This is a genomic window from Xanthobacter wiegelii, assembly GCF_043193855.2.
GTDB lineage: Bacteria > Pseudomonadota > Alphaproteobacteria > Rhizobiales > Xanthobacteraceae > Xanthobacter > Xanthobacter flavus_A.
Window position 1 is genome coordinate 2119572 of record NZ_CM195529.1, and the last position, 15895, is coordinate 2135466.

At 66.9% G+C, this 15895-nt stretch carries 16 protein-coding genes and 1 tRNA gene; 6 read left to right on the forward strand and 11 right to left on the reverse strand.

Features of this window, described 5'->3' with window-relative positions; genetic code table 11:
* Positions 1-109 precede the first annotated feature (109 nt).
* Positions 110-1363: a sarcosine oxidase subunit beta family protein gene (locus V5F63_RS09805; protein ID WP_394102297.1), complete on the reverse strand. Its 1254-nt coding sequence runs from the start codon at positions 1361-1363 to the stop codon at positions 110-112.
* Positions 1364-1478: 115 nt separating this feature from the next.
* On the opposite strand from V5F63_RS09805, the gene V5F63_RS09810 reads away from it, so the two are divergent.
* The 3 genes from V5F63_RS09810 (at position 1479) to V5F63_RS09820 (ending at position 3723) form a co-directional block, all read left to right on the forward strand.
* Entirely contained in the window at positions 1479-2441 is a 963-nt protein-coding gene (locus tag V5F63_RS09810; RefSeq protein WP_394102298.1) for a LysR family transcriptional regulator, read from the forward strand.
* Positions 2442-2719: 278 nt separating this feature from the next.
* The gene (locus tag V5F63_RS09815; protein WP_209488855.1) at positions 2720-3067 is read left to right on the forward strand and encodes a cysteine rich repeat-containing protein; all 348 of its coding nucleotides are present in this window, start codon (positions 2720-2722) and stop codon (positions 3065-3067) included.
* Between the two features lie 44 nt (positions 3068-3111).
* On the forward strand, positions 3112-3723 hold the full coding sequence (locus V5F63_RS09820; RefSeq protein ID WP_394102299.1) for an OmpA family protein: 612 nt from the start codon (positions 3112-3114) through the stop codon (positions 3721-3723).
* An 81-nt stretch (positions 3724-3804) separates the two neighbouring features.
* On the opposite strand, the gene V5F63_RS09825 is transcribed toward V5F63_RS09820, so the two are convergent.
* Positions 3805-4005 (reverse strand): hypothetical protein, encoded by a 201-nt coding sequence (locus V5F63_RS09825; protein WP_394102300.1) that lies wholly within the window; start codon positions 4003-4005, stop codon positions 3805-3807.
* A 137-nt stretch (positions 4006-4142) separates the two neighbouring features.
* Positions 4143-5552, reverse strand: coding sequence for an ammonium transporter (locus V5F63_RS09830; protein ID WP_394029276.1), 1410 nt, complete (start codon positions 5550-5552; stop codon positions 4143-4145).
* A gap of 480 nt (positions 5553-6032) precedes the next feature.
* Between V5F63_RS09830 and V5F63_RS09835 the strand changes: the two genes are divergently transcribed.
* Positions 6033-6473: a cupin domain-containing protein gene (locus V5F63_RS09835; protein WP_209488859.1), complete on the forward strand. Its 441-nt coding sequence runs from the start codon at positions 6033-6035 to the stop codon at positions 6471-6473.
* Between the two features lie 70 nt (positions 6474-6543).
* Here V5F63_RS09835 and glnT read toward each other — a convergent pair whose 3' ends face one another.
* The 5 genes from glnT to V5F63_RS09860 all read right to left on the reverse strand — a co-directional run bounded on the left by glnT (position 6544) and on the right by V5F63_RS09860 (position 11987).
* Positions 6544-7914 carry a type III glutamate--ammonia ligase gene (gene glnT / locus V5F63_RS09840; RefSeq protein WP_394102301.1) on the reverse strand — a complete coding sequence of 457 codons (1371 nt, stop codon included), beginning with the start codon at positions 7912-7914 and terminating at the stop codon, positions 6544-6546.
* A 79-nt stretch (positions 7915-7993) separates the two neighbouring features.
* Positions 7994-9331 carry an FMN-binding glutamate synthase family protein gene (locus V5F63_RS09845; RefSeq protein WP_209488860.1) on the reverse strand — a complete coding sequence of 446 codons (1338 nt, stop codon included), beginning with the start codon at positions 9329-9331 and terminating at the stop codon, positions 7994-7996.
* Positions 9332-9586: 255 nt separating this feature from the next.
* A complete protein-coding gene (locus V5F63_RS09850) occupies positions 9587-10294 on the reverse strand; it encodes a protein glxC (protein ID WP_209488861.1) in 708 nt (235 codons plus the stop codon).
* On the reverse strand, positions 10291-11190 hold the full coding sequence (locus V5F63_RS09855; protein WP_394102302.1) for a class II glutamine amidotransferase: 900 nt from the start codon (positions 11188-11190) through the stop codon (positions 10291-10293). Before V5F63_RS09855 ends, V5F63_RS09850 begins: the two co-directional genes overlap by 4 nt.
* 140 nt (positions 11191-11330) lie before the next feature.
* The gene (locus tag V5F63_RS09860; protein ID WP_209490442.1) at positions 11331-11987 is read right to left on the reverse strand and encodes a helix-turn-helix domain-containing protein; all 657 of its coding nucleotides are present in this window, start codon (positions 11985-11987) and stop codon (positions 11331-11333) included.
* A 400-nt stretch (positions 11988-12387) separates the two neighbouring features.
* On the opposite strand from V5F63_RS09860, the gene V5F63_RS09865 reads away from it, so the two are divergent.
* Positions 12388-12463: transfer RNA gene (locus V5F63_RS09865), tRNA-Phe, on the forward strand.
* Between the two features lie 167 nt (positions 12464-12630).
* Complete coding sequence (locus tag V5F63_RS09870; protein WP_394102303.1) at positions 12631-13122, forward strand: Arm DNA-binding domain-containing protein; 492 nt, start codon at positions 12631-12633, stop codon at positions 13120-13122.
* 740 nt (positions 13123-13862) lie between these two features.
* Here V5F63_RS09870 and V5F63_RS09875 read toward each other — a convergent pair.
* The 3 genes from V5F63_RS09875 to V5F63_RS09885 all read right to left on the reverse strand — a co-directional run bounded on the left by V5F63_RS09875 (position 13863) and on the right by V5F63_RS09885 (position 15844).
* Complete coding sequence (locus V5F63_RS09875; protein WP_394102304.1) at positions 13863-14969, reverse strand: YeeE/YedE family protein; 1107 nt, start codon at positions 14967-14969, stop codon at positions 13863-13865.
* Positions 14970-15047: 78 nt separating this feature from the next.
* Entirely contained in the window at positions 15048-15419 is a 372-nt protein-coding gene (locus V5F63_RS09880; protein WP_169123761.1) for an ArsR/SmtB family transcription factor, read from the reverse strand.
* 32 nt (positions 15420-15451) lie between these two features.
* Positions 15452-15844 carry a thioredoxin fold domain-containing protein gene (locus V5F63_RS09885; protein ID WP_394029271.1) on the reverse strand — a complete coding sequence of 131 codons (393 nt, stop codon included), beginning with the start codon at positions 15842-15844 and terminating at the stop codon, positions 15452-15454.
* Between the last annotated feature and the right edge of the window lie 51 nt (positions 15845-15895).

Here is a 15895-nt window from a genome sequence, read left to right on the forward strand (position 1 = left end):
TCCCGCAAGGGGAGAGGGAGCCCGAAAGGCGAGAGCGTGCTCCCAGACGGATTGCACTCGGGGCTGTGCCGTCGCTGGTCCGGGGCGCGAAAATCGAGAAGCGCGCCCATCAGTGCAAGTTCGGCTGGGCGCCGACTCCCTTTTCGTCGATCACATGGCCGGTGCGGAAGCGGTCCAGGCGGAAGGCGGCGTTGAAGCGGTGCGCCTCTTCCTTGGCGATGGTCCAGGCGAAGCACCAGCCGGAGGCGGGCGTCGCCTTGAAGCCCCCGTAGTTCCAGGCGGTGTTGAGGAACAGGCCGGGCAGGGGGCCGACATCGATGATGGGCGAGCCGTCCATGGACATGTCCACGAGGCCGCCCCACGAGCGCAGCATCCTGAGCCGTCCGATGAGCGGCATCAACGCCATGCCGCCCTCGGCCACGTCCTCGACCACCGGCAAATTGCCGCGCTGGGCGTAGGAATTGTAGCCGTCGATGTCGCCGCCGAAGACGAGGCCGCCCTTGTCCGACTGGCTGACGTAGAAATGCCCCATGCCGAAGGTGATGACGCCCGGCACCAGCGGCTTCAGCCCTTCCGAGACGAAGGCCTGCAGCGCGTGGCTCTCGATGGGCAGGCGCAGCCCGAGATGCCTGGTCAGCCGCGAGGTGGAGCCCGCCACCGCAAGCCCCACCTTGCCGGCGCGGATGGGGCCGCGATTGGTCTCCACGCCCACCACCGCGTCACCCTCGCGGATGAAGCCGGTGACCTCGCAATTCTGCACGATGTCCACGCCCAGCCGGTCGGCGGCGCGGGCATAGCCCCACACCACGGCGTCGTGGCGCGCCGTTCCGGCACGGGCCTGCATGAGCCCGCCCTTGATGGGGAAGCGGGAATTGTCGAAATCGAGGAAGGGGCAGAGCGCCTTCACCTGTTCGCGGTCGAGCAGCTCGGAATCCGCACCGGCGAGGCGCATGGCATTGCCGCGCCGGGCGTAGGCGTCGCGCTGGCCGTCCGAGTGGTAGAGATTGATGATCCCGCGCTGGGAGACCATGGCGTTGTAGTTGAGGTCCTGCTCCAGGCCCTCCCACAATTTCATGGACCACTCGTAGAACGGCTCGTTGCCCGGCAGCAGATAATTGGAGCGGATGATGGTGGTGTTGCGCCCCGCATTGCCGGAGCCGATATGCCCCTTCTCCAGCACCGCCACGTTGCGGATGCCGTGCTCCTTGGCGAGGTAATAGGCGGTCGCTAGCCCATGGCCGCCGCCGCCGACGATGATGACGTCATAAGAGGGCTTCGGCACCGCATCGCGCCAGGCGGGCGTCCAGCCCTTCTGGCCGTTGAGCGCGTTGGCGATCAGGCTGAATACGGAATAGCGGGACATTGAACCCCTCGGAACCCTCGGGGGTCCCTCGGCGCGGACGCCGATGCACCCCTTTGGAAAAGATATAGCCTCGCCTGAAACCACAGGTAATATAAATCCTGCTTATTCTGTGGGGATGACGGTGCGGGAGCTGCTGCCGTTCGATCTGAAGGCGCTCGAAATCTTCCTCGCCGTCTGCGAGGCCGGCGCCATGGCGGGGGCGGCGCGACGGCTCGGACTCACCCAGCCGGCGGTGTCGCAGGCGGTGGCGGAGCTGGAGACGCGCATGGGCGTCGCGCTGTTCGACCGCAGCGTCCGGCCGCTGGGGCTGACGGCAGCGGGCGGCGTGCTGCGGCAGAAGGCGAGCGCGCTCCTCTCCGAGGCCCGGCAGATCGTGCCGGCGCTGAAGGAGACCGAGCACGGCCGCCTGCCTTTGATCCGTGCCGGCCTCGTCGATTCTCTCTCCCGTGCGCTCTCCGCGCCCTTGGCCGGGCGGCTGTGCGCGGTGGCGGAGGAGGTGTCGCTGCTCGCCGGCCTCACCGCCGCCCATGCCAGTGCGCTGCTCTCCCGCCAGCTCGATCTGCTGGTGGGCGTGGACGAACTCGCCGACATCGAGGGGCTGGAGCGTTTCCCCCTCCTCACCGAGCCTTATGTGCTGCTGCTGCCCGCCGGAGAGACGGCACCCGAGCGGGTGGAGGAGGTGGCGCGGCTCGCCTTGCGCCTGCCGCTGGTGCGCTTTTCCGCCCGCTCGCGCACCGGCATCGAGGTGGACCGGCACCTGAGGCGCCTCAAGCTCGATCTGCCCCGGCGCCTGGAGTTCGACACGCCGTTCGGCGTCTCCGCCACGGTCGCGGCCGGGGAGGGGTTCGCGGTGACGACACCGCTCTGCCTTTACGAGGCGGGGCTCGACGGCGACCGGCTCCGGTGCGCGCCGCTGCCGGGGCCGGCCTTCTCCCGCAGCCTCACGCTGATCGGCCGGCGGCAGGAACTCGGCCGCCTGCCGCGGGAGGTTGCGGGCTTCTGCCGGCAGACCCTGGAGGATGACGTGTTGCCGGCCCTGCGCGCGGCGCTGCCATGGCTCGGCGAGACGCTGCGATAGATGGCGCGGCTACTTGGCCCTTGCGGTCAAGGTCACGCTTTGTGATGGCTCTCGATGGGCAAAATAAAGTCGAGGGTCCGGCCTCACGTTAAGTTTGTGCGGAAAAGTCCAGCGGGGACGAGGGCCGTGCCCGCTGTCGGCCGATGCCGTTTAATGATACCCCTGCATCCGTTTCGGGAGTTAACGTGAAACGGGGTGGGGACATCATGCGGCTCGGTGGACTTTTATTTGCGGCGGTAATCCTGGCTGGGTCGGCCTCTGCGGCAGGCGCCCAGACCATGAGCTATGCGCAGGCCGGCGCGCTCCTGGCGCGCAGCTGTGGCGCGGACATCAACAAGTTCTGCTCCAATGTGAACCTGGGCGAGGGCAAGCTGCTCGCCTGCATGGACGGCAAGATCAATCAGGTCAGCGCCCAGTGCAAAGCCGACTATGCGATGGCGAAGGCCTCCATCGCCCAGCGGGACGCGGCTCAGGATTCCATCGCCGAGGTCTGCTCGGCGGATACGGCGCGCCTGTGCCCCGGCATGGTGCCGCAGGACGGCAATCTGCTCTCCTGCCTGCTCCAGGCGACGCGCGTGGTGAGCGACAAGTGCAACGCCGCCATCACCAACGCCGGCTACCGCTGAGCGTCCGCTCCACATCCTCGCACTCGAACGAAGGACGCTTCGCGATGACCTCGCCTCTGACCCGCCTCGCGCTGGCCGCGCTGCTCGCCGCCGCCGTGCCGGTCCTCACCCCCGCGCATGCCCAGACCGCCCTCTCCGACAGCCAGATCCTCCAAGGGCTGCAAGGCCTCAGCGAGAAGGCCCCGACCATCACCGCGCAGCAGCTGCGCACCATGGTCCAGACCCACATGGCCCAGAATCCGGGCGAGCAGCTCTCCCGCCCGTCGCTGGCGCTGAAGCTGGACCAGCTGCCGCAGATCAACGTGCAGATCCAGTTCCGCCTCGGCTCGGCGATCATCGAGCCGTCGTCCTACGGCACGCTCGGCGCCATCGCAGATGCCATGCACAATCCGATCCTGCACGGCTATAAATTCCTCGTCACCGGCAACACCGACGTCACCGGCCCGCGCGACGTGAACCTCAAGCTCAGCCAGGCCCGCGCCGACGCGGTGGTGAGCGCGCTGGTCAGCGTGTTCAACATCAATCCCACGCGCCTTGAGGCGGTGGGCCTCGGCGAGGAAGTGCTGCTCGATCCGAAAAGGCCGACCGATCCCATCAACCGGCGCGTCCAGATCTTCACCGTGGGGCGGCTTTCGCCTGGCATGGCCTCGCGCTGAGGCCAGCTCTCATCCGGACGTGACAAAGGCGCCGTCCCCTCGGGGGGCGGCGCCTTTGCCGTTTGAAGCCGCCGGGCCGGACTATTCGGCCGGGGTGGCCATGGCTTCGGCGGTGTGGTCCAGCTGCTCCTCGTGCAGCGCCTTGTCCATGACGATCTGCTTGGCGATGAAGGCGACGAAGAAGACCAGAGCGATGACCGAGAACAGCGGCTCGTATCCGGCGAAGGGGTAGACTTCCGCCATCTCGGTGAGCTTGGCGAGGGAGGTGACGCCCGTGTTCATGGATGATGTCCTTCAAACAGGGTGAAAGGAAAGGCGGGCCCGGCGCGGGCCGGGCTCCGGAAGGCGCGTTGCTCTCACTCTTGGAAAGAGAACGCGTCATCCGATCTGATGGCGATGCAATCAGATCGGCGCGTGCTCTAGAGCTTCGCCTCCTTGCGCTGGATGGTCTCGAAGGCGGCTTCCATGCCGGAATGGTGCGGATAGGTTGCCGGGACGTGCTTGCCGTCGAGACCCTTGACCTCCGCCGCCGCCGGCACGCGCAGCAGGCCGAACATGGCGAGCAGCTTGCCGAGCACCCAGCCGGGGATGAAGCCGAAGCCGATGGCGAAGATGAGCGAGCCGATGATATTGCCCATGGGCGTGATCACCGGCAGGCCCTCGGCATTGGTGCCGAACCAGCCGACCCCCTCGCCGAGCGTCACAAGCGCACCGGCGGACGGCAGCACCGACGGATAGCCCCACAAAGCGAAGCCGGCCACGATGCCGCCGAACAGGCCGCAATAGCCGTGCACCGCGACGGCGCCCACTGCGTCGTCGATCTTGAACTTCCGCTCGACGAAATAGTGCAGCTTGTAGGCCATCACGGTGCCGATGACGGCGATCACCAGCGCAATGATGGGATGGTACAGGTCGTTGCCGGCGCTCGCCGAGATGAGGCCGGTGAGGCCGCCGGAATAGGTCCAGTAGGCATTGCCGTTGGAGATCATGTAGGCCGCGACCATGCCGCCGAACAGGGCAAGCAGGAAGTTCATGGTCACGCCCGACAGGGTGATCGGAACGCCGTAGATGTTGGTGGCGGTGAAGTAGGGCGCGCCGGCGGTGCCCACGTCCACGATCGGGATGTGACAGGCGGCATAGAAGCCCCAGAAGCCCACATAGATCATGAACAGGCCGATGGTGACCAGCCAGGGATTGTGCGCCGGGATTTCCCGCGGCGTGCCGTCCGGAGCGAACTTGCCGATGCGCGGGCCGAGATGGATCAGCACGCCGAGCGTGGCGAAGCCGGCCACCGAGTGCAGCACCGCCGAGCAATACTGGTCATGGAAGCCGAGATATTGCGCCATCCAGCCATTGCCGGCCCAGCCCCACGCCGCCGGGATGACCCAGGCAATGGCGCCCACATAGATGGCGATGATGAAGAAGCCCGACGTCTTGGTGCGCTCGATGAGCGCGCCGGAGACGATGGACGCGGCTGTCATGCCGAACAGGGCGAAGGCCGCCCAGAACACGCCGGAGATGCGGTCCGTCAGGTTCGGCGCGATCTTGGTGGACCACGGCTCGAAGCCGGTGGTGAAGGACAGCGAGGTGGCCGAGATGGGCCAGCCCTGGAAGGCGATGTAGATCCACATGCCGAACAGGAAGAAGGCGAGGCCCACCAGCGGGATCGCCATGGTGTTCTTGAGCAGGGTGTGCTGCACGTTCTTCACGCGGGCGGCGCCCACCTCGTACATGCAGAAGCCCACATGGATGAAGAACATGAGGACGACCGTCAGGAAGTAGTAGAACTCCGTGAATATGGTCGTCAGCGCGGCCAATTGATCCGTCATGAAGATCCCCAACGCTGGTGCCGGAGGTGCGATGATCGCAGGTCCGGGCGATGACAGGCGTGCGGAGCGCTCGGCGCGCACCAGCCCCGTTCACTCTTGAGCAACAAATATGCCAGAGAGGCAGAATCGCCGGGGCACGGCTCGGGGGCGTGGTCAGTGCCTTGAAAAGCAAAGGGTTCATGGGCTTTCGCGCGCGGGAGCGACAACCCTTCCGCCGGATGAGCACCCTGTTGCCGCCGCCGGCGCGCAAGAAATGCTCAGGCCTGACGTAGGGATAGGGCAAGACTGCCTGCGCCGCAGGCGCTGATTTCGTCAATTTAAAAAAACTATTGAAAATCAGAATGTTAAGAATTGATGCCCTGACGAATTCTGCTCAAACTGCGAGCGCGGGTAGGATGTTTATCGCCTCATCTGCCCGTATACGCAGACTTCGCCTATCCTGATGTCCTCGCGCGCGGCGCGGGCAATAGGAGGGTGGAAATGCTCAACAGAAGAGGCTTCATCAACTGCGCCATCTGCGCGGTGACGGGGTTCGCCGCAATTGAGGTCGCCGGCACGCAGGCCATGGCACAGGGACAGGCCGCGCCCGCCGCCGCGCCCACGGGCATCACCCGCAAGGTGCTCGGCCGCACTGATGTGCCGGGGGACAAATACGTCGCCATCCTCATGGAGGCGGAGTTCGATGGTGGCCTCAAGGTGGCGCGCCACACCCATCCCGGCATCGAGAGCACCTATCTCATGGCCGGCGGCGGGGTGCTTTCTGTAAAGGGGCAGGCGGACCGCACCCTGGCGCCCGGCGACGGCTTCCAGATCCCGCCCGAGGTGCCGCACGCCTTCCAGGTCGGGGCGGACAAGACCAAGCTCGCCATCACCTACATCGTCGAGAAGGACAAGCCCCTGTCCACTCCCGCACCGGAGTGACGCTCCCAAAAAATGAGAGCCCGGCGCGGGGAATGCGCCGGGCTCTCGTGGACAATCGACAGGGCAGGGCTCAGATGTCGAGCGTGTTGTCCCGCTCCCACTGGGTGAGGTGACGGGAGAAGGCGTTCCACTCCTCGGTCTTCAGCTTCAGGAAGCCGTCCACGAACGGCTTGCCGAGACGTTCCGTCAGCACCTTGGACTTCTCCAGCGCGCGCATGGCGTCGAGAAGGTTGAGCGGCAGGCGCTTGGCGCCCTTCACCTTGTGGCCCTCGGTGTACATGTTGATGTCGAGGCGCTTGCCCGGATCGCGCTTGTTCGCGATGCCGTCGAGGCCGGCGGCGGCGAGGCCCGCCTGGAGCAAATAGGGGTTGGCCGCGCCGTCGGCGAGGCGGAACTCGAAGCGGCCCGCGTCCGGGATGCGGATCATGTGGGTGCGGTTGTTGCCGGTGTAGGTGACGGTGTTCGGCGCCCAGGTGGCTCCGGAAATGGTGCGCGGGGCGTTGATGCGCTTGTAGGAATTCACCGTCGGGTTGGTGAGGGCGCACAGCGCATCCGCATTGTGGATGAGGCCGCCGATGAAATGGTAGCCGAGTTCGGAGACGCCCAGCTCGCCCTTGGGATCGGAGAAGGCGTTCTTGCCCTTCTGCCACAGCGACACATGGGCATGGCAGCCCGAGCCGGTGAGGTTGATGAAGGGCTTCGGCATGAAGGTGGCGCGCAGGCCGTGCTGCTCCGCGATGGACTTCACCATGTATTTGAAGAAGACGTGGCGGTCGGCGGTCAGCAGCGCGTTGTCGTAGTTCCAGTTCATCTCGAACTGGCCGTTGGCGTCCTCATGGTCGTTCTGGTAGGCGCCCCAGCCGAGCTTCAGCATGGCGTCGCAGATGTCCTTGATGACCTCATAGCGGCGCATCAAGGCGGACTGGTCGTAGCAGGGCTTCTCGGCAGTGTCGGAGGTATCGGAGATGGACTTTCCATCGGGCGTGATGAGGAAGTATTCGCACTCGACGCCGGTCTTCATCTCGTAGCCGAGGGCGGCGGCGGCGGCGAGCTGCCGCTTCAGCACCGTGCGGGGCGCCTGCTCCACTTCCTTGCCGTCCATGTAGAGGTCGGCGGCGAGCCAGCCGATCTCTTCCTTCCACGGCAGCTGGATGAGGCTGGTCGGGTCAGGCACGGCGAAGAGGTCGGGATCGGCCGGAGACATGTCGAGCCAGGTGGCAAAGCCGGCGAAGCCCGCGCCTTCCTTCTGCATGGGGCCGATGGCGGCGGCGGGCACGAGCTTGGCGCGCAGGCCGCCGAACAGGTCCACGTAGGAGATCAGGAAATACTTGATGCCGCGATCCTTCGCGACCTTGGCGAGGTCGATCACCTTGGCGTTTTCAGTCTTGGCGGCGGCAGAAGCGCGGCCTTCGGCCTCGCGGAGCGGAGTGCGGTGGTCCATGCGAAAGTCCCCGGAATTGGAAAGCGGTATTCTTTGAAAAAGGCCGCGCCGGTCGAGCGGCGCGGCCTGAAAGGTCGGATCAGTATCCGCCGGTCTTGCCGGGCACCCAGGAGGTGCCGGCCAGGGGCACGCCGGCCATGGCGGCGGCCTCCACGGTCAGCGCCACGAGGTCTTCCGGCTCCAGATTGTGCAGGTGGCTCTTGCCGCAGGCGCGGGCGATGGTCTGCGCCTCCAGCGTCATCACCGACAGATAGTTGGCGAGGCGGCGGCCGGCCTTGACCGGGTCGAGCCGGGCGGCGAGCACGGGATCCTGCGTGGTGATGCCGGCCGGGTCGCGGCCCTCGTGCCAGTCGTCATAGGCACCGGCGGTGGAGCCCAGAGCCTGGTATTCGTCTTCCCACTGGGGATCGTTGTCGCCGAGCGCGACGAGGGCCGCCGTGCCGATGGCCACCGCGTCGGCGCCGAGCGCCAGCGCCTTGGCCACGTCCGCGCCGGTGCGGATGCCGCCGGAGACGATGAGCTGCACCTTGCGGTGCATGTCCAGGTCCTGCAGCGCCTGCACGGCCGGGCGGATGGCGGCGAGGATCGGGATGCCCACGTGCTCGATGAATACGTCCTGCGTCGCGGCGGTGCCGCCCTGCATGCCGTCGAGCACCACCACGTCGGCGCCCGCCTTCACCGCCAGCGCGGTGTCGTAATAGGGCCGCGAGGCGCCGACCTTCACATAGATCGGCTTCTCCCAGTCGGTGATCTCGCGCAGCTCCTCGATCTTGATCTCGAGATCGTCCGGGCCGGTCCAGTCGGGATGGCGGCAGGCCGAGCGCTGGTCGATGCCCTTGGGCAGGGTGCGCATGGCGGCCACGCGATCGGAAATCTTCTGGCCAAGCAGCATGCCGCCGCCGCCGGGCTTGGCGCCCTGACCGATGACGATCTCGATGGCGTCGGCCTTGCGCAGGTCCACGGGGTTCATGCCGTAGCGGGACGGCAGGTACTGGTAGACGAGGGTCTTGGACTGCCCGCGCTCTTCCGGCGTCATGCCGCCGTCGCCGGTGGTGGTGGAGGTGCCCACCGTGGACGCGCCACGCCCCAGCGCTTCCTTCGCCTGCGCCGAGAGGGCGCCGAAGCTCATGCCGGCGATGGTGACGGGCGTCTTCAGCGTGATCGGCTTCTTGGCGAAGCGGGTGCCGAGGGTGACCTCGGTGCCGCACTTCTCGCGATAGCCCTCCAGCGGGTAGCGCGACATGGAGGCGCCGAGGAACAGGAGGTCGTCGAAATGGGGCAGCTTGCGCTTGGTGCCGCCGCCGCGGATGTCATAGATGCCGGTCGCCGCGGCCCGGCGGATCTCCGCCAGCGTCGCCGGATCGAAGGTGGCGGAGAAGCGCGGCGGGGTACGCGGCGTGTTGTTGTGGGCGGTCATGGGGTCCTCACCCGAGAAAAGCAGTTTGGCGAAGCTCGGCCGGCGCCATGTCCCGTTTTCCTCCCCTCTCCCCTCGCGGGAGAGGGGTTGGGGGTGAGGGGGCAGGGCGGCCGAAGGTCCTCAACACCGGATGAGCGGAGAAACCACCCCTCACCCCGGCCCTCTCCCGCCCGAACTCGGCTGTTGCCGAGTTCGGCTTGCCGAGTCCGAAGTCGGCAACAGCCGACTTCGAGGGGGAGAGGAAGATTAATCGCCTCAGTAGGCGGACGCGTTGTCCACGTGGAAGTTGTAAAGCTGGCGGGCGGAGCCGTAGCGCTTGAACTCCGAGACATCGACCGCGCCTTCGAGGCCGGCGGCCTTCAGCTTCCCGGCCAGCAGCGCCTTGTGCTCGTCCCGCATCTCCTTCTCGATGCAGTCCGCGCCCAGGCTCTTCACCGTGCCGCGCACGAAGAGCTTCGCCTCATAGAGGCTGTCGCCCAGCGCCTCGCCGGCATCGCCCAGCACCACGAGGGAGCCGGACTGCCCCATGAACGCGCTCATGTGGCCGATGGAGCCCTTCACCACGATGTCCACGCCCTTCATGGAGATGCCGCAGCGGGCGGAGGCATTGCCATCCACCACGAGCATGCCGCCATGGGCGGTGGCGCCGGCCGACTGGCTGGCATCGCCGCGCACATGCACGAAGCCGCTCATCATGTTTTCGGCGACGCCCTGACCGGCATTGCCGTGGATGATGACGGAGGCTTCCGCATTCATGCCGGCGCAGTAGTAGCCGACATTGCCCTCGATCTCGACGGTGAGGGGCAGGTTGAGACCCACCGCCACCGCGTGGCGTCCGTTGGGGTTCAGCACCCGCCAGCGGCGGGCGTTGGTCTCGGCGGTGGCCTTGTGGAGGGCCTCGTTCAGCTCGCGCAGCGGCGTCGTGGCGAGGTCGAAGGTCACGTCGGGCGCAATGGCGTTCACTGTGCGCGCTCCCAGAAGTACACGGTGGCGGGCTCGGGCTCGAAAACCTTGGCCTTGGATATGCCGGGCAGGTCGACGAGCGCGCGGTATTCCGAGCCGAAGGCGACATACTGGTCGGTCTCGGCCATCACGGCGGGCTTGCAGGCGATGGGATCACGCAGCACGCCGAAGCCGCTCTCGGTGCCCACCACGAAGGTGAAGAAGCCGTCGAGGTCCCTCAGCCCCGCCTCCAGCGCCTGCCCGAGGGAGGCGCCTTCCCGCATCCGCCAGGTGAGATAGCCGGCGGCCACCTCGCTGTCGTTCTCGGTCTCGATGGCGATGCCCTCGCGCTTCAGCTGTCGGCGCAGGGCATTGTGGTTGGACAGCGAGCCGTTGTGCACGAGGCACTGGTCGGCGCCGGTGGAGAAGGGATGCGCTCCGGCGGTGGTCACCGCGCTCTCGGTGGCCATGCGGGTATGGCCGATGCCGTGGGTGCCGCGCATCTGCGCAAGGCCGAAGGTCTGCGCCACGGAGGAGGGCAGGCCGACCTCCTTGAAGATTTCCATGCGCGAGCCGGTGCCCACCACCGCCACCTCGGGATGGCGCTCGGCGAGGAAGGCGCGCACGGCGGCCTCCCGCACCTGCGGGATTTCCACCACCGCATGGGTGCCGTGAAGGACGAGGCCGGGCATGCCGTTGGCCGGGCCGGAGAGGCCGGCGGCGAGGCCCTCGAAATCATAGCCCCGGGGGGCGCGCAGGGAGAGCTTCACGCTGTCCTTGCCGCCTGCGCCATAGACCGCGAAGCCCGCGCTGTCGGGGCCGCGATCGGTCATCACGCAGAGCATGGACGCGAGCATGGCGCCCAGCTCGCCCTCGAGCTTCGGGTCCTTGAGGAAAAGTCCGACGATGCCGCACATGGCGTTTGATTTTGCTCCATTGCGTGCCGCCGCTGCGGCCTTGTCACAAGGAGTACGCCCGTTCGCCGAAGGCGTCAATTACAAGAGAATATAATTTTCTCTGGAAGAAAACTTTCACGATCGCGACCGCGTGGGGGGCCTCAGTGCCGGTCGCGGCCGTAGACGATGATGGAGAGATAGGTCATGGGCGCCTTGATGAGGTCTTCCGGGCCATGGGCCGCGCCGGAATCGAACATCAGCGCATCGCCGGGGCGCAGGTGATAGGTGCGGTCCGCGTGGCGGTACAGCACCTCGCCGGAGAGCATGTAGATGAACTCCACCCCCGCGTGCCGGAAGCCGGTGTAGGGCGCCGCCTCTTCCGTCAGGGTGATGAGATAGGGCTCCACCACGATGTCGCCGCCGAGGCCGTGGCCCAGCAGTTCATATTGATGGCCGACCTTGGTGCCGCGCCGCTCGATGATGACGCCTTGCGTCGCCCGCACGAACGAGCAGTCGCGCCGCTCCTCGAAGGCGGAAAACAGCGTGGTGAGCGGCACGTTGAGCGCCTTGGAGATGGATTGCAGCGTGGCGAGGGACGGAGAGATCTGCCCGTTCTCGATCTTCGACAGCATGCCCACCGAGATGCCGGCCGCGCCCGCGAGATCGGAAACCGTGAGGTCCAGCTCGCGGCGGATGGAGCGCACCTGCACGCCCAGCGCCTCTTCCAGCGTCACCGCCTCGGCCGCCGGCGCTCCGGAGCCGGTGGCATAATCGGCGGCCTCCTGCTCGGCGCTCTTCACCTCGGCGACGCTCTTCATCTTACGCTCGGCCACGCCAGCCCCCGTCCGTCCCGATGCTCCCGATGGTCGCATGTGCGCCCAGGCGGTGATTTGCCGGCCATTGTGCCATCTTCCGCGCAAGAATGCATCGCACACTTGGCGACTCGCGCCTTGCCGGGCGCTGGCGAAACATGCCGGTTGCCCCGCTTGCGCGCCACGGACACCTCCCGAGAGGTCCCTTGCGCCGACCGGGTCGAATGTCTGGAACGCCTTGTCCCGCAACGAGCCGCAGCCCGCTCCGGCCCCCCTTTTCCACAGCCAGCGCCGCCCGTTTCGCCGCCCGCGCACCGGCTCTGGACACGGCCCGATTTCCTCCCTATACACTCGCCGCTCCGGAAGCGCCGACGGCCTTCCGGACCCGGGCTCCGGCCCGGCGGATGCCCAGGTAGCTCAGTTGGTAGAGCATGCGACTGAAAATCGCAGTGTCGGTGGTTCGATTCCGCCCCTGGGCACCATTTCACGCTCCAATAGCGTCCGACGTGATCCTGCCATCCTGAAAAATCAATAGCTTAACCCGCAATGCCCGTCCGGCATGGTGCGGGAAGGTGCGGTTGCATCCGGCGAATCTGGGGGTAGCTTTGGGGGTATCGGTTCCATACCCCCAGCGGCGATACCCCCACCGATGGCACTTGCCGACCTTGCCATTCGCAATCTCAAGCCCACCGGGAAGCCGTTCAAGGCATCGGACAGCGGTGGGCTGCATCTCCTCGTCAACCCGAACGGCTCGCGCCTCTGGCGGCTGAAGTACCGCTACGATGGCAAGGAGAAGCTCCTCGCCTTGGGCGCGTATCCGATCGTCACGCTCGCCAAGGCGCGCGGGAAGCGGGACGAAGCCAAGGCGCAACTGGCGGACGGCATCGATCCCGCCAAGTCCCGGCGCGAATCGCGCATTGCGGCTGTGGCCACCTCCGGCAACACGTTCCGCCTTGTCGCCAAGGAATATCTCGACAAGCTGCGGCGCGAAGGCCGTGCGCCGGCCACTCTTGATCCTCCCCCGATTTGGCGGGCAGCCTGCGCGACCGCATGTATTCGGAGGGTGTGCAGCTTCTCGCCGAATATGCGCCGGATCCGCTGTTCGACGCCGGCACGCCGCAACGGGCGCCGGCCAAGGTGACCGCCCTCACCGAAGGCATGTTCACCGGCTTCCTCAAGGATGCAGCAGAGACTGGCCGCGCCGCCTTCGCGCGCGTCGGCGCCTTGTGATCAGTGCGCCACATGCCCTCCCGATCGCGCCGACCATCCGTGGACACGCTTCGTTTCAAATTCTAGCCTGCAGTCAAAAGCAATGCTTCACAGGTCTTGACCGGGAACCGGGAAGACTAAGCTGAGGACGTCGAAATGTCTCCGAGCTTGCCTGCCCGCGCGGTGTGTCCTGGCCGTTTCGGCGTTGGTCTTCGGTGCGCTCGTTCTGACCGTTCAGGCACCAAAGGTGCCTGAGTTCAAGGTAGGTTCGATCAAGATTGACCATCCCTGGTCCAGCGCCTCCCCCAGGCGGCGCCACCGTCGCGGCTGGCTATCTGACTCGCTAAAACAGCTGCGCCATTTTCGAAAGACCTATCCTGGCCACCACCCACTTCGCTGGCAAGGTGGAGATCCAAGAAATGGCGATGAAGGGTGGCCAGATGACCATGCACCCCCTAGCCGGAATGCCCTGCAATTCCGGCTGGGGGCAGCGTGGCTATCCCACGACACCCTGGCAGGGGGCCAACCTACTGCCCAAGGCCATCCCGCACCCACTTGGTGGTGAAGCTGGTCTAGGCGGCGGCGTGGAGCTTTTTGTCGGCCGCCTGGGTGTTGAAGGCGGCGATCGCGTCCCTGTGGCACTTCGTGAGGAAGCTGGTGCGTGCCGCGCCGTCAGGGTTTATTGCGGAAGTCGAAGCGGCCGGCCACGCTCTGGCGGACGAAGCCGGCCAGCGAGCCTTCCATCAGCAGCGCGATGCCGAGCCGCGCGCCGACCGCCATGCCGGCTACCGCAAGCGGCCAGGAGAGGGCGAAGAGGGAACCCGCCGTCAGCCCCTGCCCGATGGTGCAGCCGCCGCAGAGAATGCCACCCGCGCCCATGAACACCGCGCCGAGCAGATGCCGCTTCATCTCGCGGGGGTCATCGAAAGCCTCCCAGCGGAATTCGTCCGCCAACCGGGCGGCGGCGAAGGCGCCGAGGGCGACGCCGAAGACGCTGCCGGCGCCGAACTCGGCGAGGCTCGTGGGCTCGAACAGCACGCCGAACAGAGCGCGCGCCACCGGCGAGACGAAGGTGAGGCTCTGTGGCGCGACGGGATGGGCGAATTCGTCCACCAGCCAGGTGGTGGCGAGCCAGCCGGCGACCACGCCGAGGCCCAGCATCACCCCCGCCGTCATCAGCCGTCCGGCACGGCGCAGCCTGCGGTCGGCGAAGGCCGGCGCCACCAGCGCTCCGCCCGCAACGGCGGTAAGGATGCCCCGGACATCGTGCCCGGTGAGGCGCCCCATGATGGAGGGCAGGTCGCTTGCGGTGCCGGCCGGCAGCAAAAGCGCGATGCGTTCCAGCCCATCCACCCGGATGCCGGCGAAGATGCCGCGCAGGGTGGCGTAGGCGACCGCCCCGAACACCAGCAGCACGACGAGGCTGCGCAGGTCGCCCGAGCCCAGGCGCACCAGCGAGCCGAAGGCGCAGGTGCCTACCAGCGCCATGCCGAGGCCGAACAGCACGCCGCCGGTGAGGATGCTGAGCCACGGCAGCGCGGCGGTGACGTAATTGGTGCGGTCCGGGGCAAGAATGCCGGCCATGGCGAGGGCCTGCGTGCCCAGCACGGCGAGGCCGAGGGCGAGCGCGAACACCTTCATGCGGCGCCAGTCATGGCCCACCATGGCGTCTTCCAGCGCGCCGAAAGTGCAGAGGCGGGCGCGGAACACGGCGAAGCCGACCACCCCGCCCACGGCGAGACCGGCGAGCGCGGTCCACCAGGGGCTTGAAACATCCATTGCGCGCCCTCCTCCCTGAGACGGCCGGAGCGGGACTTGTGAAGCGTCCCGTCGCCGGCCCGGCGCATTTTTTTGAGCTTACTTTGCGTCCGATGCAGAGGTGCCGCAATACATGTCGTAGATCACCGAGATGACCCGGCGCACATCATCGTTGGCGAGGCTGTAATAGATGGTCTTGCCGTCGCGCCGCGTGGTGACGAGATCGTCGAGGCGCAGGCGCGCCAGCTGCTGGGAGACGGTGGGCTGGCGCAGCGAGAGGATGTTCTCCAGCTCCGTCACCGAACGCTCGCCCTCCGCCAGCAGGCACAGAAGCAGCAGGCGGTTCTCGTGGGAGAGGGCTTTCAGGAAGTCGCTCGCTTTGCGGGCGTTGCGCATGAGGCGGTCAAGCTCGGGCGAGATCTCCGGGCCTTCCCGCAGCTCGTCCTCAAGTCGCCTGGAAACGATCGACATGTGCCTGCCTTCTCAATCCCGGCGGGGCGACCTCACGGCCGCGCGCCTGCCATCCTGTCCGTCATGGTGTCCTGCATCGAGCCGAGCAGGCCCCAGAACGCTTCATCCGAAGCATAGCCAATAATGCGCCCGACTTCGCGCCCCTCATCCACCAGCACGAAGGTGGGCGTGAAGCGGACCGGGGCAGCCAGAACCACGTCGCCCGGCGTGCCGTTGGAAAGGTCCACGCGCCGGAGCGGCGCGCGCTGCCCCTCTTCGGTCTTCTCGTAGATAGGCGCCACGTCGTGGTCGAACTTCAGGCAATAGGCGCAGCCCTTGCGCTCGAACATCAGCAGCTCGCGCGCCGAGGCAGCAGGCGCGAAGGCCACGGAAAGACCCGCGGCGACGAGGCCGGCCGCGAGCGCGAGGCACGCTGAAGGGCGCATGAATTCACAATCCCGACGTGGATTTCACGAGACATATTATCGCATTCGCAT

What these genes read in the sequence shown, in the direction of transcription:
- V5F63_RS09805 (WP_394102297.1), bottom strand. Translation starts at nt 1,363, where the DNA reads ATGTCCCGCTATTCCGTATTCAGCCTGATCGCCAACGCGCTCAACGGC.
- V5F63_RS09810 (WP_394102298.1), top strand. Translation starts at nt 1,479, where the DNA reads ATGACGGTGCGGGAGCTGCTGCCGTTCGATCTGAAGGCGCTCGAAATC.
- V5F63_RS09815 (WP_209488855.1), top strand. Translation starts at nt 2,720, where the DNA reads ATGAGCTATGCGCAGGCCGGCGCGCTCCTGGCGCGCAGCTGTGGCGCG.
- V5F63_RS09820 (WP_394102299.1), top strand. Translation starts at nt 3,112, where the DNA reads ATGACCTCGCCTCTGACCCGCCTCGCGCTGGCCGCGCTGCTCGCCGCC.
- V5F63_RS09825 (WP_394102300.1), bottom strand. Translation starts at nt 4,005, where the DNA reads ATGAACACGGGCGTCACCTCCCTCGCCAAGCTCACCGAGATGGCGGAA.
- V5F63_RS09830 (WP_394029276.1), bottom strand. Translation starts at nt 5,552, where the DNA reads ATGACGGATCAATTGGCCGCGCTGACGACCATATTCACGGAGTTCTAC.
- V5F63_RS09835 (WP_209488859.1), top strand. Translation starts at nt 6,033, where the DNA reads ATGCTCAACAGAAGAGGCTTCATCAACTGCGCCATCTGCGCGGTGACG.
- glnT (WP_394102301.1), bottom strand. Translation starts at nt 7,914, where the DNA reads ATGGACCACCGCACTCCGCTCCGCGAGGCCGAAGGCCGCGCTTCTGCC.
- V5F63_RS09845 (WP_209488860.1), bottom strand. Translation starts at nt 9,331, where the DNA reads ATGACCGCCCACAACAACACGCCGCGTACCCCGCCGCGCTTCTCCGCC.
- V5F63_RS09855 (WP_394102302.1), bottom strand. Translation starts at nt 11,190, where the DNA reads ATGTGCGGCATCGTCGGACTTTTCCTCAAGGACCCGAAGCTCGAGGGC.
- V5F63_RS09860 (WP_209490442.1), bottom strand. Translation starts at nt 11,987, where the DNA reads ATGAAGAGCGTCGCCGAGGTGAAGAGCGCCGAGCAGGAGGCCGCCGAT.
- V5F63_RS09870 (WP_394102303.1), top strand. Translation starts at nt 12,631, where the DNA reads ATGGCACTTGCCGACCTTGCCATTCGCAATCTCAAGCCCACCGGGAAG.
- V5F63_RS09875 (WP_394102304.1), bottom strand. Translation starts at nt 14,969, where the DNA reads ATGGATGTTTCAAGCCCCTGGTGGACCGCGCTCGCCGGTCTCGCCGTG.
- V5F63_RS09880 (WP_169123761.1), bottom strand. Translation starts at nt 15,419, where the DNA reads ATGTCGATCGTTTCCAGGCGACTTGAGGACGAGCTGCGGGAAGGCCCG.
- V5F63_RS09885 (WP_394029271.1), bottom strand. Translation starts at nt 15,844, where the DNA reads ATGCGCCCTTCAGCGTGCCTCGCGCTCGCGGCCGGCCTCGTCGCCGCG.